This is a genomic window from Bacillus cereus group sp. MYBK139-1, from assembly GCF_051916915.1.
GTDB classification, from domain to species: domain Bacteria; phylum Bacillota; class Bacilli; order Bacillales; family Bacillaceae_G; genus Bacillus_A; species Bacillus_A pacificus.
On the sequence record NZ_JBQAHO010000001.1, the window covers coordinates 2,095,634 to 2,111,794 of the forward strand.

Here is a 16,161-nt window from a genome sequence, read left to right on the forward strand (position 1 = left end):
CTAGATAAAAATAAAACCGAAGCGAGTGATACACTCGCTTCGGTTGACCAAATATGCCCAAAACAGCTCTATTCCCATACTTTCATGGCTATCATATGCAATCTACAAACTCTTTGTTTCTCATATTTTATTTTTTAAACATTTTGCTTAACGAGCCAAAATCTGTCGGCATATTATTGTTAATAATCGCTTTTACAATTTGATCCTCTTGTTCTTTCGGCACTTCACGTCCTGCCATAAGAGCCACTTGATGAATCAATTGACGAAGTACAGTCTCATCACGTAAATTCGCATTTTGTACAGATGATGCTAATTTAAAAATATCTTCTTTATTCACTTTCGCTTCTTTTTCAATGTTATTAAAAATGTTGTTATCCATTCTTTTCACCCTCTCCTCAAGTTACTCTTCATCCTATGCAAAAATAAAAAAATGGTGAAAAGACCCAAAAAAATAAAAAGCGACAGAAGTACAATTGTACTTCTGTCGCTTTTCTTTAAAGTAAGTCAGGTATAGCTTCCACTTCATGTTTTCGAACACGCCCCATTAATGAGCCTACTGCATCTTTTACATTATTCCCATTGAATAAGACGTCATATAAAGCAGCTGTAATCGGCATTTCCACTTCCATTTTCTCTGCCAACTCATGCGCAGCTTTCGTTGTTCTTACACCTTCCACAACCATACCCATGCTTTCTAACACCTCTTCTAAAGAGTGTCCTTTTCCAAGCAAATTCCCAGCACGCCAATTTCGGCTATGGACACTTGTACAAGTTACAATTAAGTCCCCCATACCAGTTAGACCAGCAAACGTTAACGGATTTCCACCCATTTTTCTTCCTAAACGAGCAATCTCCGTTAAACCACGCGTCATTAATGCCGCTTTCGCATTATCACCTAATCCAAGACCATCAGTTATCCCAGCAGCTAATGCGATAATATTTTTTAACGCACCACCAAGTTCAACTCCAACGATATCTGGATTTGTGTATACACGGAAATAACTATTCATAAACAAATCTTGTACTTCCTCAGCCGCTTCCATACGCTTTGCTGCAGACGTAACAGTTGTCGCCTGACGTAATCCAACTTCTTCAGCATGACTCGGTCCAGACAGTACAACAACATCTTTAATCAAGTCCTCTGGAATTTCTTCCTCAATCACTTCCGAAATACGTTTTGACGTACCAGGTTCAATTCCTTTACTTGCATGAATCCAAGTAGTCGGACCCGCTACATATTTCTTCATATCTTGTAGTACTTCTCTATACGCTTTCGTTGGTACTACAAGCAGTACTACATTTACATCTACTAATGCTTCTTCTAAAGAAGAGTAGGCTACGATTGTGCTTGGCAATGTAATTCCCGGAAGATATCGACTATTCTCATGTTTTGTATTAATCTCATCCATAAGTTCAGAACGATTTCCCCAAATACGTACATCATGCCCATTGTCAGCTAATACCATCGCTAACGCTGTTCCCCAGCTACCTGCTCCAACTACTGTGATTTTTGTCATAAAATCACATCCTCTCCATTAGTCTCTTGCTCTAGCGATAATGTGAATCGGCGTTCCCACAAAGCCAAATGATTCACGTAAACGATTCTTTAAGAAACGCTCATATGAGAAATGCAATAGTTCTGGATCGTTTACAAACACAACAAATGTTGGTGGTTTTACCGCAACTTGTGTTGCATAGAAAATCTTCAGACGACTACCGTTATGCGTTGGCGTTGGATTCATCGCTACCGCATCCATAATTACATCATTTAATACATTCGTTTGAATACGGATACTATGACTTTCATTTACCTCATCGATAACCGGTATTAACGTTTGTGTACGTTTTCTCGTTTTCGCAGATAAGAACACAATCGGTGCGTACTCTAAAAATTGGAAATGAGCACGGATGTTTTCTTCAAATGCTTTCATTGTTTTCTCGTCTTTTTTCACTGCGTCCCATTTGTTTACAACGATAACGACAGCTCGCCCTGAATCATGAGCGTATCCAGCGATTTTTTTATCTTGTTCAATAATTCCTTCTTCACCGTCTAAAACGACTAAAACAACGTCAGAACGTTCAATCGCTCTTAGTGCACGAAGTACACTATACTTTTCTGTACTTTCATACACTTTCCCTTTTTTACGCATACCAGCTGTATCGATAATTACATAATCTTTCCCATCTTTACTATATGGTGTATCGACCGCATCACGAGTTGTTCCTGCTACATTACTAACAATTACACGCTCTTGACCAAGAAGAGCATTTACAAGTGATGATTTCCCTACGTTTGGACGGCCAATTAAAGAGAAACGAATTGTATCTTCATCATATCCGTCTTCTTCAATCTTTGGAAAATGCTGTGCAGCTTCGTCTAATAAGTCACCTAATCCTAATCCGTGTGTACCTGAAATTGGGAATGGCTCACCAAATCCTAATGCATAGAAATCATAAATATCACTGCGCATTTCCGGATTGTCCACTTTATTTACTGCAAGTACAACCGGTTTATTTGAACGATATAATATTTTTGCAACTTCTTCATCAGCTGCAGTTACACCGTCACGACCATTTGTCATAAAAATGATAACATCCGCTTCATCAATTGCTACTTCAGCTTGTTGACGAATTTGTGTCAAAAATGGCTCGTCTCCAATATCAATTCCACCTGTATCAATAATGTTAAATTCATGATTTAACCATTCTCCAGCGCTATAAATACGATCGCGCGTTACACCTGGAATATCTTCTACGATTGAAACTCTCTCTCCAACAATTCTATTGAAAATAGTAGATTTCCCTACGTTCGGGCGGCCTACTATTGCTATTACTGGTTTCGGCATATACTTTCATCCTTTCAACTTGCTTCTGTTTATTATGTAAAAAACCCTTCTTTGTGCAAGAAGGGATTTGCATTCCAGAATATTTCTCAACGTATCAAAACACCTCACATTATAACACACGTTGCTAATGTTTCACAATAATATATACATTCTCTTGTAAGCGATGCGCAATGCCATCTAGAATTGCCTCTAAATTATTTGCAACAAATTCTAATTCCTCTTTAGATTCACAAGTAAACAGAGGAGCACCACCAGCAAATTTCTCCGGGGTCGTTGTAATAACTGCAAGAATTACACTTTCTAACATCATCTCTTATCTCCCCTTCCTTTCGGGGCTTCCGATGACATATGAACAGCACTTTCTAACGTCGGCACGTTCCCTATGACACCTATCGCTTTCTCCGCATCTTGATCTTGTGGCAAGACAAAGATTCCAACCCTGCCATCCTCTAAATCACGCTTTGCTAACGGTACAAGTGCCGGCGTACCAGAATCTCTATAAATTCCTAAAGCAACAGAAACATCATGTAAAATAGCTTGTCGTTGTCCTAAGTTAGAGATTGTCACCATCGCATCAATTGATTTCGGTCTTAAAATAAAACCCATTCCATACTTCATAATTTCCTCTTGTCTTGCTGGCAATCCAATATTCATAATGTAAATATTATCAATATACAGTCCCGCTCCTTCAAAACGAAGTGGAACATGCTCGATATCAACAAGATCATGCAACCTCTTACCAGACATTAATTTTTTCGCGATAAAAAATGCGATGATAGCCATAACTACTCCAGCAATCCATGAACGGAACCCTATATAGGCAAACGTCGTTACAAACGACGTTAACATCGCCAAATAGTTGCGACTTTCAAAAACTAATGCAATTCCTTCAATATATGTATTCCCACGCGGTACAAGCTCATAACCATCTAATTGTTGCAATGTATTTCTTTCCATATTACGCACATCACGAAACTGTGTTGCTGCTAACGTAAGAAACGTAATGGCAGAAAAATCTTTTTTCAATATAGACGGAATCGCAATCGCTCCTAAAGCTGCCGCAATTAACCCCATCGCAATGTGAATAATTTTCCCGTGGAGTCTCGTCGGATATTGCCGCGTATCTGTCCGGAGCATAAGCACTCTCGTTACTGTCCCTGCTATTACGCCACATAAAATGGCCGGTGTATATTCAATCATGTATTACCCTCGCCTTTCTTTTACGTGTTTTCCTCTTAAACTGTTCCATGTGTACGGAGACCTTCGCAATCCAAAATAAAATTGCCATGAATAATGTAGAAACAGCAACGATATCAAAAAACGCTAAACTACCGTAATCGTAAGGAAAATGCAGTTTCCGAAAAATAATTGTCACAAACAATTCTCCCTGCAACATTCCTATATAAAGAGAACATAGTCGTAATATGCGATCCTCATGTAATAAAACGGATGCATATACAAGAGCACTACTTAACAAAAACAACCTGTCCACCACAATCCAAATTGGATCATATACTTCTAACAAATGAAAACTTGTATATAACATTGCAATAATAAGTGCCGAAAGTAAGCTATATAATTTTTTCCAAATAGAATAGAGCGTGAGTCCTATAAAAGCTATACCAGAAAGTAAAAGTGCATTTACTGATACCGTGAATGAAGCAATCGTTACATGTAACGGAGAACAAATAATAAAAATCAATATACAGGCGCTTATCTTCCACCGAATAGAGTCCTTTTTCATAAAAAACGTTATGACAATCCACCCTATCCAAGCTACAAAATAAAAAGTACTCCCTTCCATCATTTCACCTCCTATGTTTTCCATTATGGGAACTTTTTATGAAAGTTAATCCACTTTCTTCGCGCATAGTTTTTTCATATAACAGCAACACTTTTAATAAGGAGGTGCTATTCATTATGGGTAAAGATCGTCAAGAACGAAAACTAAGAGAATCACGCCGCGTTGAATCTGACCGTGACCAATCACTACAATATCCGGGTGCAACTGGACTTGATACACCTGAGCAAGCTCGAAAACAGAATCAGCACTAATGAATACAAAAAGACGGTTTCGATATTGTACGAAACCGTCTTTTACATATTTCTTCATAATTTCTATTCATATTGAAATAACATTTCACATACAAATCTTTCTAAACTTTATTTTTATCCATACCTATTTTTCTTAGCAAAATTAAGCCTTCTGCAATAATTCAATGGCACATTATCTACATTTTTCAGTCGCAAATTTTACAAGATACTGTTTATATATAGGAATTATTTCATTTTTCTAGAATATCAATTCTATCCCTCGCTTTAGATTACTAAAATGAATAGAAAACAAAAAAATCAACCAAACGGTTGATTTTTTATCTCCTACTATAATGCGTCGTATCAATTCCACGCTGTGTTAACCAATGATACGTTTCGCCCTTTACAACAAGAGGTACAGATTGTAACTCTTCTATCGTCTTCGCACCGAGAGCTGTCATAATAAATTTCAAATCTGTATGTAGAAGATCAATTTCATCCACTAACTTCTCGATACCATCTTGCATTAAAATGCGTAAAAAGTATCCAGCAAAAGCAGTTGTATTCGCCCCTAATGCGATTGCTTTCGCTACGTCAAGCGCTGTTTGTATACCCCCAGATGCAATAAAAGAGAGGTTATTATTTGTAGAGGTTGCTTCAACAATCGAGGTTGCTGTTTGTATGCCCCAGTTATTAAAATAAGAAAGCATTCGCTGTCTTCTTTCATTTTCAACAGCAGCAAAATTCGTACCACCTTGTCCGCCAATATCAATCGCCGTTACACCTATGCTCGCTAACTGTTGCATTGTTTCCTTACTCATCCCAAATCCAACTTCTTTCACAATGACAGGAACTTTACTATTTAAAACAATTTTCTCAATGCGCCGAAGTACACCAGTAAAGTCACGGTCCCCTTCTGGCATCGTTAACTCTTGTATGACATTTAAATGAATTTGCAATGCATTCGCTTCAATCATATCAACAGCACGCTCTGCCTGTTCGATAGTTGCCTCACTACCTAAATTAGCAAAGAAAATACCATTTGGATTTACCTTTCTGATAATCTTATAAGAAGCAGCCTCACTTTCATCTTTTAACGCCGCCATTTGCGAACCTACAGCCATAGCAAGGTTATGATGTTTCGCTACATATGCTAATTGCTCATTAATATGTAACGTTTTCTCTCCTCCACCACCAGTCATCGCATTGATAAAAATCGGCGAACTTAGTGAAAGTTCGCCGATTTTTGTTTCACATGTTATTGTGTCATAATTTGAATTTGGCAAGCTTTGATGCACAAAATCAATATCATGAAAGCCATGCGTACGAGACTGACCAGTAGAAAGAGCGTATTCAATATGATCTAATTTACGTTTTGCCCTTACCACTTGTACCCCTCTTTATTTCTTTAATTTTTTCAGTTGTTCACCAATAATGTCACTTAATTGGAAAGTAGCAGAATCAGCATTCGGTTCATACTGACTATAATCTTCAGTTACATTATTTTCCTCAAGCGCTTCTTTTATACTTAAAGAAATACGTTTCTCTGCTACATGAACTTCAAGGACTTTCACTTTTACTTCTTGTCCCATTTCCAATACTTCATTTGGATTTTTCACGTGACGATTTGCAATTTGAGATACATGCACAAGACCTTCGACGCCAGGTAAAATTTCAACGAACGCACCAAATGTAACAAGACGTTTTACTATTCCCTCACGAATATCTCCAGCTTTCACTTCACCAGCAATATTTTCCCAAGGTCCTGGTTGAGCTGCTTTAATTGATAAAGAAATACGTTGTGTATCAGCATCCACAGATAATACCTTCACCTTTACCTTTTGACCTTGCTCTAATACTTCAGAAGGTTGCTCTACACGTTCGTGTGAAATTTGTGAAATATGAACTAAACCGTCCACACCTCCAACATTAACGAAAGCACCAAAATCCGTTAGTCGTTGTACTGTTCCTTCCACAACGTCTCCTTCTTTTAATGAAGAAATTGCTTCTTTCTTCTTAGAATCTAGTTCTAATTCTACTACCGCTTTATGCGAAAGGATCACGCGATTTTTTTCACGGTCCAATTCAACAATTTTCACGGCTAATGTTTTTCCTTTATAGTCAGTAAAATCTTCTACATAATGTACTTCTACAAGTGAAGCTGGGATAAAACCACGAACACCAAGGTCCACAACTAATCCACCATTCACGATATCTTTTACGGTAACATCAAATACGTGACCAGAATTAAATTTCTCTTGTAATTCTACCCATGCTTTTTCTGCATCAACAGCACGTTTAGATAAGACAAGATCATTTTCTTCTAATTTAATAATCTTTAATTCTAGTGTTTGATCTAATTCTACAACATCGCTTGCTTTTTCAATATGAACGTTAGCTAATTCACTAATTGGAATTACGCCATCTGTTTTGTATCCAACATTTACAAGCACTTGTTTCTCTTCAACTTTCGTTACAGAACCTGTAACAACGTCACCAACTTGTAATTCTTTTGAATCCATAACTTCTTCATTCATTTTCTCTACCATGGAAATACCTCCCTACAGAATTGACAAAGCATTTTTTATGTATATACGAAATGAAAACAATTGTTTTCATTTGCATGTTTAAGAATTTATCATCACATACGTAAGCTTCATACATTTCACTAGAAAATATATTAAACCTATATAAATAGTATACAGCAAAATCATCTTGAAGAAAGTATGTTTTGAAATATAATAGCGAATATATTCTGAAAGTTTTATCCCTCTTTTATTAACTTCTTACAAATCTGATCATTTGTCAAGGAAAGAGACTCACAATTCACGTATCCTTTACATTTCTATAGAAATAAAAAAGAAAGGGGCTATGCCCTTTCTTTATTTCGCAAACACTCCTGAAACAATACTCATAATCTTTTGGACAACTTCTTCAATTGATAAAGAAGTTGTATCTAATTCCAATGCATCATCAGCTTTTTTTAGAGGAGAAACTTCACGTTCTGAATCTAATTTATCACGCTGAGCAATTTCTTCTTTTAACTGCTCTAAATTAGAATCAAAGCCTTTATTCATATTTTCTAAATGTCTTCTCTCTGCTCTTTCTTCAACAGAAGCAAGCATAAAGATCTTCACTTCAGCATCTGGTAACACATGTGTACCAATATCACGGCCATCCATTACAACGCCGCCTTTTTCTGCTAACTCTTGTTGACGGCGTACCATTTCTTCACGAACAAGGCGATGTTTCGCCACAATCGATACTCGATTCGTCACCTCAGGTGTACGAATGACTTCCGAAACATCTTGTCCATTTAAAAATACAAGTTGTGTATTTTCTCCTTGCTGAAACTCAATTTTCACATTTTTTACAACTTCCATTAACTGCTCTTCATTCTCAATGTCAACTTTTTGTTCAAGAGCTGCATATGTAATTGTACGATACATTGCACCTGTATCAATATAAACGTAAGAAAGCTTCTTCGCTACAACTTTTGCAACTGTACTTTTTCCAGCAGCTGCTGGACCATCTATAGCAATTGAAATTCGTTTATCCATTGTAACACCTCATTTTTTCACTTATAAAACAAAACGAAAAGCAGGTATTCTCCTGCTTCTTCTCATTTGCTTCACGTCATTAAATCCTCAATTATTGTAGCATAATCCTTCATAGAAGAAAATGAAAACTACCTATTCACCCGTAAGATTTCTGCTTTGTTTTTTACCATGACACCTTCATAATAAACAATTTTAGATAAATATTTCACTGATGACTTATGTATAAATAACAATTGCACAACAGAAAGACAAATGAATTGTATTATTAATATACGTATAAGCATTCTCTCCATCTTTTTCAACGTAATGGCTCCCTCCTATACTGTATTTGCACATTTCGTTTCGTAATTTTATACATCGTACATATAGCAGTTCATTTTATTGTCATTTTCGAGGCATACTTTTATACATTTCCATTGTCGAATTTACTCAAAACATGTTATGTTCTAAATGTATTTTTTTACTTGAAAGGGGTATAAGCATTGAAAAGAATCCTAGTTTTACACACAGGTGGAACAATTGCAATGGAGGAAGATAAAGAAACTGGGGTCGTACAACCAGGTGAAAAAAATCCTCTTTTAAAATTCATTCCTGATTTAGAAGGCGATGTTGATTTAATCGTTGAAGATGTGTTTCATCTACCATCTCCTCATATGACACCGAGCGAAATGTTACAATTACAAGTCATCATTGATGAAAGAGTAAAACAAGACAACATTCATGGCGTAGTCATTACGCATGGTACGGATACATTAGAAGAAACGGCCTATTTCTTAGATTTAACAGTACAAGCAACTATTCCGATCGTTGTAACAGGCGCAATGCGCTCTAGCAATGAATTAGGTGCTGATGGTCTATATAACTTCTTATCAGCTGTAAAAGTCGCTAGCAGTAGTGAAGCTGCCGAAAAAGGCGTTTTAGTCGTATTAAACGACGAAATTCATTGCGCTACAAACGTAACGAAAACACATACAAGTAATGTAGCAACATTCCAAAGTCCACAGTATGGACCAATCGGTATGGTAACAAAACGTGGTGTTGTATTCCACCATGCTTTAGTACATCACGAAACATATTCAGTAAATAAGGTTTCTAAAAATGTAGTCGTTCTAAAAGCGTACGCTGGTATGGACGATACATTGTTAGCAGCAATTGAAAATCTTCCGGTAGACGGGATTGTTATTGAAGCGCTTGGACAAGGTAATTTACCTCCAAGAACACTTCCTAGTCTAGAGCGACTAATAAATAAAGGAATTCCTGTCGTATTAGTTTCTCGCTGTTTCAATGGCATCGTTCAAGATGTATATTCATATGAAGGTGGCGGCAAACAATTAAAAGATATGGGTATTGTATTCACATACGGTTTAAACGCTCAAAAAGCACGTATTAAATTATTAGTTGCATTAGAGAATACAACTTCTCATGAAGCAATCCAAAACATGTTTATGCACGATTAAAAAAGAAGCTGTCGAAGTTTATTTCGACAGCTTCTTTTTATATTTCTCTTGTTGCAATGGTTTGCGCAATCGCATCCCCATGAAATCGACCGTTCTCAATAAATATTTCATTTGCATTATTTCCAGCAGCAATTACACCTGCAATGAAAATATTTTCAGCGTTCGTTTCCATCGTATCCTCTGCATAAATTGGACGTCCTGTCTCTTCATCAATCCGAACACCCATCTTTGTTAAGAAACTATGATCAGGATGGTAACCAGTCATCGCAAATACAAAATCATTTTGGATTGTATATGCTTCGCCATCAACTGTATACGTTAATGTATGTTCAGTAATTTCTTTCACATGAGCCCCGAAATACATGTCAATTGTACCATTTCGGACTAACGCCTCAAACTCTGGCAAAATCCACGGCTTTATACTTGGTGAATACTCACTTCCGCGATATAAAACCGTTACGCGTGCACCAGCTTTCACAAGCTCTAAAGCGGCATCTACACTCGAGTTTTTCCCACCTATAACGACTACATCTCGATCAAAATAAGGATGTCCTTCTTTAAAATAGTGAGCTACCTTCTTCAATTCCTCACCTGGAACATTCATATAATTTGGATTGTCATAATATCCAGTTGCTACTACAATATATTTCCCTATATATATTTCTCTACTTCCGTCACGCTTTGTCGTCTCAACCTGAAAAGCTTCTCCATCTTTTTGAACGTTCTCCACTCGTTCAAAAGCATTTACACGTACAGATTTACGTTTTACTACTTCGCGATAATACGCAAGCGCTTGATTTCGAACAGGCTTACGATTTTCTGTAATAAAAGCTACATCACCAATTTCTAATTTTTCACTAGAGGAGAAAAATGTTTGATGAGTTGGATAATTATAAATTGCATTTACAATGTTTCCTTTTTCAATTACTAACGGATTTATCCCTACCTTTTGCAACGAAATTGCTGCTGCTAATCCGCACGGACCGCCTCCAATTATAATAGCTGTTTCTTTCTGCATACTCGGTTCACTCCTAGTCTTCTACCAATACACTATTTATAAAAACAAGAAAAAACCTACTTACAGCAGTAGGCACCTATCTTTATTGTATTCATTTTTCATATATTTGTCATCTAAACGAAACGTACATCCGATAGACATCTGCTAAAAACTGCTGAAATTTAATACCTTGTTTCCCTAATACATTTTCAGGATCAATCTTTCTAGCTGGGTCAAGTGTTTTATGTGATACGATATCTTTTTTCGGATTCAAGCCGAAGTTTTGACATAAATACGCATGATACCACGTAAAACGGGTGTATGCTTCCCAAAAGTTAACATCACCGCCATAACAAAGCTCCACTCCAATGGCAGCCTTATTGGCATCATACCCATATAAGTCATTATCTATCGGCACGCCATATCGAACATGGTAGGCAACTTCATTTATAGGAATAATTTCTAATATCGTTTTGTCATCTATAAATGTATGTGCCGAAGCTTTCGGCTGTATTTCATTAAAATAATCCCGATTCCCAATCGCATTGCTACCAGGATTCCCCGTATCATGACTTACAATAAACCTTACTTTAGAAAGAGGAATACCCGGTCGTGAACTTCCATATCCAATATAGTTACGCTCTATAGGAAACATCGCCATTACTACCCACTCCCGCTTCAGAAAATTACCTTACTTCTTTATATATGTATTCGGTAGCAATGTCCTTATAGCATATTTCTTACGCGAAGAGAAAATCGAAAATATTTGATGTGAACACCATAAATAATAAAATACTTACAGCAACTCCATAAAAACCGTAAAACCAAACACAATCTTCTTTCGTATCTAAACCGAAAAATTTATTTACTGATTGTAATAATGTGCCGCGCTTACTTTGTTTGTTTCTTAATACTTCCACTCGTTCTACAACATCTGCTGGCATCATAAATCTTTGGTCTACTGTCATTTTCATCATTTATCTCTCCTTAAAATCATTTCCGTTTTGTTTATCTAAGGAGAGTATAGCACGTTTGTTCGTGTAGAACAAGCGTTCTTTTTAATTTTGTTTTATTTTTCAACAAACCAATTAATAATTACCAATATAAAAGCGATAATTGGCCCTACTACAACCGCACCAAATATTAAAAACAATAATCCTTCTCCGAACACCCGAGCGGTACTTGCTTTTCGGTCTTGCTTCGTTTTTACGAGTTCTCCCTCTAACCTCTTAACCTTTTCTTCTAATTGTTCTACTCGTTCCATCATTTCATTTCCCATTTATAACACCTCACTCTAATACTTCAACAAAAAAACGTGATTCCCTCGAAAGGAATCACGTTTTCTCACAATATAATATTATACCCAACCTCTGAAGCGACTTGCTTCAGCCATTTTACGAACACCGACCATATACGCTGCAAGGCGCATATTCACTTTACGAACTTGTGCTGTTTCATAAATAGAATCAAATGATCTTACCATTACTTTTTCTAAACGTTGTTCTACTTCTTCTTCAGTCCAGTAGTAACCTTGGTTATTTTGTACCCACTCAAAGTAAGATACTGTTACCCCACCAGCACTAGCTAATACGTCTGGAACAAGTAAAATTCCGCGATCTGTTAAAATTTTAGTTGCTTCTAATGTTGTTGGACCATTTGCAGCTTCAACAACAATTTTTGCTTTAATATCATTAGCATTTTCTTCTGTAATTTGATTTTCAATTGCAGCTGGAACTAAAATATCACAATCAAGTTCTAACAATTCTTTGTTTGAAATTGTATTATTAAATAGTTTTGTTACTGTACCGAAGCTATCACGACGGTCTAATAAATAATCAATATCTAATCCATTTGGATCATGCAATGCGCCGTAAGCATCTGAGATTGCAATAACTTTTGCACCTGCATCATGCATAAATTTAGCTAAGAAGCTACCAGCATTACCGAATCCTTGAACAACAACGCGCGCACCTTTAATATCAATGTCGCGTTTTTTTGCAGCTTCGCGAATACAAATTGTAACACCTTTCGCTGTTGCTGTTTCACGTCCATGTGATCCACCTAATACAAGTGGCTTACCTGTAATAAATCCTGGCGAGTTAAATTCATCAATACGGCTATACTCATCCATCATCCATGCCATAATTTGAGAGTTTGTGAATACATCTGGAGCTGGAATATCTTTCGTCGGCCCTACGATTTGACTAATTGCTCGTACATAACCACGGCTTAATCTTTCTAACTCACGGAATGACATTTCACGTGGGTCACAGATAATTCCACCTTTACCTCCGCCATATGGTAAGTCGACAATACCACATTTTAAACTCATCCAAATTGAAAGTGCTTTCACTTCATTTTCTGTTACATTCGGATGGAAGCGAATTCCACCTTTCGTTGGACCAACAGCATCATTATGTTGTGCACGATATCCTGTAAATATTTTAACAGTCCCGTCATCCATACGAACTGGTATTTTCACTGTCATCATACGAACTGGTTCTTTTAATAATTCATATACTTCGTTTGGATAACCCAATTTTTCTAACGCTTCACTGATAACAATTTGTGTTGAATTCAATAGTTCAAAATGTTGTTCCCTTTGTTGTTGTGTTTTTGTTTGAGTTCCCTTTTCGGCTACCATAGTAAGTAAACCCCCTGTAATTTCACTTGTTTAGTAAACCTTCATTGCCTAGTATACACCGTTAAATTTGGAATGCAATAGAAAACGCTAACAAATATATACAAAGTATTTTCTGTTGCAAGCGTTTTCACTATCATTATAGTCCTTTTATTACTTTTAGAAAAGTAAAATACTTAAATATTTAAATATTTTTTATTTTATTTTATTCATGTACAGTACTTTGAAAAGAGACATTTAAGTACAATAAAAAAACAAAACCTTAGGTTATATTAGCTAAGGTTTTGTTTTTTCACAAAGTAATTGTGTATTTGTTCAATTGCTTGAGAAGCCATTAATTCTTTACCATACTCCATTAGACGATAAATAGTTGCTGTAGACGGATTACCATATTCCGCTAAAATAGCTATAAAATCTGCTTTCAGTAATTGAATTTGCTCCTCTTCTTCCATCCAAAGATAGAAACGCCCATCCCACGTATATAATTTTCCGCCAGTTACATCAAGGTTATATAAACGATTCGACAGGTTAATTACGTCATCTAGTGTAGCAAACTCATAAAGGATATGCTCGCTTTCATCTAGAGTCACTTGCATTTCAATAAACTCGTCACGGAACTCATCATCTGTATCCGCTTCTTGATGTTCTTTCGTTACAATTACGACCATTCCTTGCGCTTGTAGAGAAAATACTTCAACTGCAATCGGACCATCCGCTTCAAATCCTAATTCTTTATTTGCTTCTTGCATCATATCACGAAATAATTGCTGTACTTTCGGTGCATTTCTCCACAAATCTTCTTTCGTTAATCCTCTTTCAGATAAATCATCAAATGTTAAGAAAATTTTTATCTTATTGTAATTTAATCGTTCCAGCCTCATATCATACCCTCCCTACGCAACCAATGAATATAATTTTTATTATATGAAATAGAAAATAGATGGTTCTTTTCGAACAACTATTCTAACATGTTTAACCAATCATCCCATTCTTCTTTCGTATCACCAATTAGGCTTGTTTGAATGTTCAACTGATCTCGAGCACCTATTTCTCCTATAATCCCAACAGAAAGGTTCTCATTTTTTTCTTGCAAAAAATCCACATAGCTCATTACGTTCTTCCGTTCTCGTCCGTCATCAAAAGAGATGACTACATATTTAGGTCTTATTTGCTCAACAGCTAACGAAATACTATCTTCCGCTAAGCTTGCCCGAATATATATCACATCATATCCTTTTAATCGTAAATACGTTGAGAAAACAAACCCTTTCAACATATTACTTTCTAACACGACAACTTTGTGTATAGAAGAAAACGATGATGCATTATGATATACCATCCCTAGACGCGTTTGTAAAAATGATACGACATATTGGAATTGCACCATTGTAACTTCATTGTTATTTTTTAACGCTAACAATTTATTTGACACTTGAAGAACAATACTTGCTATAACTTTTTCTGTTGCATAAATACTAAAAGCCTCGTTTAACAATGCAGAAGTTGTAATTTCATCAAATTTTAACAAAGCTTGTAGTATATCGTCCACTAAAACAACTTCTCTATCGTAATGTATTTCATTTTGAACATTATTCTGCAAACGATTCCCTTCTAATAATTGAACTGCTTGTCCAATCATCATGCCGGAAGAAACCTTGTCCATTAACCATTTCAAAATTTGAATATGCTCTTCTGTATATAATCGATGCCCCGCATGATTCCGCTTTGGGGCAATCATTTGATATCGTCTTTCCCATGCACGAAGCGTACTTGGTTGAATTCCAATTATATTCGAAACAGCTTTTATATTATATTTTCCGTTTAGAGTTGGCATCATTTCCCTCCGCATAACGTAATAATATGTGTTTGAGCAGGTGCTCGGAAGCGAAGTGGAACCAACGTTGTTCCATACCCATTACTAACAAAAAGAGTCATATTTGAATGCTTATATACGCCACCTTTTAAATATTTTTTAGATGGGAATAATCGAATCTGTCCTCCATGTGTATGTCCACTTAACACAAGTGAAATTTGTTCTTTTCCAGACATTTTATTTATTATATCAGGGTTGTGGCTAATTAATATGCGAAAACCATCTTCCTTACAATCAGCCAACGCTAAATCTAAACGATCACGTTTCAAACCAACATCATCTACACCGAGCAAACAAATTTTCTCTCCTAATTCAGACTCAAATACAACTCTTGTATTATCTAAAACTTTCACATTATTTTCTAATAATAAAGCATCCAATTCATGATATTCAATCTCATAATCATTATTTCCCCATACAAAATAGACAGGAGCTATCGCTCTTAACTTTTGTATATTTGCAGAGATTTTCGATAAAGGGACACCTTTTTCCGCTAAATCACCACCAATAATTACAAGATCTACTTTTCCTTTTACTTGTTCAATTAACGAATTCGAAATGCCCCTTCTATGAATATCTGATATAAAGAATACATTTACTTTTTGAAAACTTTTCGGAAATTCTTCAAATATTAAAGTATGTTCTAGCACCATATCACGCGTTGCTTCCGTATACATTACAAGAAGAAATATAATACCAATACAAACGAGAGTACTTAATAAGATAATCCATATCATATATTTTTTACTCCCT

The 16,161-nt window shown here is 36.1% G+C and carries 20 protein-coding genes; 2 read left to right on the forward strand and 18 right to left on the reverse strand.

Annotated features, from left to right (window positions below; all coding sequences use genetic code 11):
- Nucleotides 1-127 precede the first annotated feature (127 nt).
- From ACTFRS_RS10695 to ACTFRS_RS10720, 6 genes are all read right to left on the reverse strand, one after another.
- Nucleotides 128-379, reverse strand: a complete 252-nt coding sequence (locus tag ACTFRS_RS10695; protein ID WP_000369754.1) for a stage VI sporulation protein F — start codon at nt 377-379, stop codon at nt 128-130.
- Nucleotides 380-494: 115 nt separating this feature from the next.
- Complete coding sequence (locus ACTFRS_RS10700; protein ID WP_000161775.1) at nt 495-1,517, reverse strand: NAD(P)H-dependent glycerol-3-phosphate dehydrogenase; 1,023 nt, start codon at nt 1,515-1,517, stop codon at nt 495-497.
- An 18-nt stretch (nt 1,518-1,535) separates the two neighbouring features.
- On the reverse strand, nt 1,536-2,846 hold the full coding sequence (der, locus tag ACTFRS_RS10705) for a ribosome biogenesis GTPase Der (RefSeq protein ID WP_001125893.1): 1,311 nt from the start codon (nt 2,844-2,846) through the stop codon (nt 1,536-1,538).
- A gap of 124 nt (nt 2,847-2,970) precedes the next feature.
- On the reverse strand, nt 2,971-3,156 hold the full coding sequence (locus ACTFRS_RS10710) for a capping complex subunit for YIEGIA (protein WP_000979051.1): 186 nt from the start codon (nt 3,154-3,156) through the stop codon (nt 2,971-2,973).
- Nucleotides 3,153-4,046, reverse strand: coding sequence for a YIEGIA family protein (locus tag ACTFRS_RS10715; protein WP_000575281.1), 894 nt, complete (start codon nt 4,044-4,046; stop codon nt 3,153-3,155). The genes ACTFRS_RS10710 and ACTFRS_RS10715 overlap by 4 nt, the downstream gene beginning before the upstream one ends.
- On the reverse strand, nt 4,039-4,650 hold the full coding sequence (locus tag ACTFRS_RS10720; RefSeq protein WP_139868076.1) for a YphA family membrane protein: 612 nt from the start codon (nt 4,648-4,650) through the stop codon (nt 4,039-4,041). Before ACTFRS_RS10720 ends, ACTFRS_RS10715 begins: the two co-directional genes overlap by 8 nt.
- Nucleotides 4,651-4,766: 116 nt before the next feature.
- Here ACTFRS_RS10720 and ACTFRS_RS10725 point away from each other — a divergent pair, with 116 nt between their 5' ends.
- Entirely contained in the window at nt 4,767-4,901 is a 135-nt protein-coding gene (locus ACTFRS_RS10725) for a YpzI family protein (protein WP_000513900.1), read from the forward strand.
- A gap of 317 nt (nt 4,902-5,218) precedes the next feature.
- Here ACTFRS_RS10725 and ACTFRS_RS10730 read toward each other — a convergent pair whose 3' ends face one another.
- The 4 genes from ACTFRS_RS10730 to ACTFRS_RS10745 form a co-directional block, all read right to left on the reverse strand.
- Nucleotides 5,219-6,268 carry a type 2 isopentenyl-diphosphate Delta-isomerase gene (locus tag ACTFRS_RS10730; protein WP_000251031.1) on the reverse strand — a complete coding sequence of 350 codons (1,050 nt, stop codon included), beginning with the start codon at nt 6,266-6,268 and terminating at the stop codon, nt 5,219-5,221.
- 12 nt (nt 6,269-6,280) lie between these two features.
- On the reverse strand, nt 6,281-7,429 hold the full coding sequence (gene rpsA, locus ACTFRS_RS10735; protein ID WP_139868078.1) for a 30S ribosomal protein S1: 1,149 nt from the start codon (nt 7,427-7,429) through the stop codon (nt 6,281-6,283).
- A 333-nt stretch (nt 7,430-7,762) separates the two neighbouring features.
- Nucleotides 7,763-8,440: a (d)CMP kinase gene (cmk, locus tag ACTFRS_RS10740; RefSeq protein WP_000361265.1), complete on the reverse strand. Its 678-nt coding sequence runs from the start codon at nt 8,438-8,440 to the stop codon at nt 7,763-7,765.
- A gap of 128 nt (nt 8,441-8,568) precedes the next feature.
- On the reverse strand, nt 8,569-8,742 hold the full coding sequence (locus tag ACTFRS_RS10745) for a YpfB family protein (RefSeq protein ID WP_014893178.1): 174 nt from the start codon (nt 8,740-8,742) through the stop codon (nt 8,569-8,571).
- A gap of 180 nt (nt 8,743-8,922) precedes the next feature.
- On the opposite strand from ACTFRS_RS10745, the gene ansA reads away from it, so the two are divergent.
- Nucleotides 8,923-9,897, forward strand: a complete 975-nt coding sequence (gene ansA, locus ACTFRS_RS10750) for an asparaginase (protein ID WP_000822020.1) — start codon at nt 8,923-8,925, stop codon at nt 9,895-9,897.
- Between the two features lie 37 nt (nt 9,898-9,934).
- Here the strand turns inward: ansA and ACTFRS_RS10755 are convergent, their stop codons facing one another.
- From ACTFRS_RS10755 to ACTFRS_RS10790, 8 genes are all read right to left on the reverse strand, one after another.
- Complete coding sequence (locus ACTFRS_RS10755) at nt 9,935-10,915, reverse strand: YpdA family putative bacillithiol disulfide reductase (RefSeq protein ID WP_440023620.1); 981 nt, start codon at nt 10,913-10,915, stop codon at nt 9,935-9,937.
- A gap of 109 nt (nt 10,916-11,024) precedes the next feature.
- On the reverse strand, nt 11,025-11,555 hold the full coding sequence (locus tag ACTFRS_RS10760; RefSeq protein WP_139868082.1) for a peptidoglycan recognition protein family protein: 531 nt from the start codon (nt 11,553-11,555) through the stop codon (nt 11,025-11,027).
- Nucleotides 11,556-11,634: 79 nt separating this feature from the next.
- On the reverse strand, nt 11,635-11,871 hold the full coding sequence (locus tag ACTFRS_RS10765) for a DUF3961 domain-containing protein (RefSeq protein ID WP_001983018.1): 237 nt from the start codon (nt 11,869-11,871) through the stop codon (nt 11,635-11,637).
- A 92-nt stretch (nt 11,872-11,963) separates the two neighbouring features.
- A complete protein-coding gene (locus tag ACTFRS_RS10770) occupies nt 11,964-12,173 on the reverse strand; it encodes a hypothetical protein (RefSeq protein ID WP_000526183.1) in 210 nt (69 codons plus the stop codon).
- Between the two features lie 78 nt (nt 12,174-12,251).
- Nucleotides 12,252-13,538, reverse strand: coding sequence for an NAD-specific glutamate dehydrogenase (gene gudB, locus ACTFRS_RS10775; protein ID WP_000225176.1), 1,287 nt, complete (start codon nt 13,536-13,538; stop codon nt 12,252-12,254).
- Between the two features lie 269 nt (nt 13,539-13,807).
- Entirely contained in the window at nt 13,808-14,416 is a 609-nt protein-coding gene (locus ACTFRS_RS10780; protein ID WP_001235392.1) for a genetic competence negative regulator, read from the reverse strand.
- A gap of 77 nt (nt 14,417-14,493) precedes the next feature.
- The gene (locus ACTFRS_RS10785) at nt 14,494-15,369 is read right to left on the reverse strand and encodes a MerR family transcriptional regulator (protein ID WP_139868084.1); all 876 of its coding nucleotides are present in this window, start codon (nt 15,367-15,369) and stop codon (nt 14,494-14,496) included.
- The gene (locus ACTFRS_RS10790; RefSeq protein WP_440023617.1) at nt 15,369-16,145 is read right to left on the reverse strand and encodes a metallophosphoesterase; all 777 of its coding nucleotides are present in this window, start codon (nt 16,143-16,145) and stop codon (nt 15,369-15,371) included. Before ACTFRS_RS10790 ends, ACTFRS_RS10785 begins: the two co-directional genes overlap by 1 nt.
- Nucleotides 16,146-16,161: the final 16 nt, after the last annotated feature.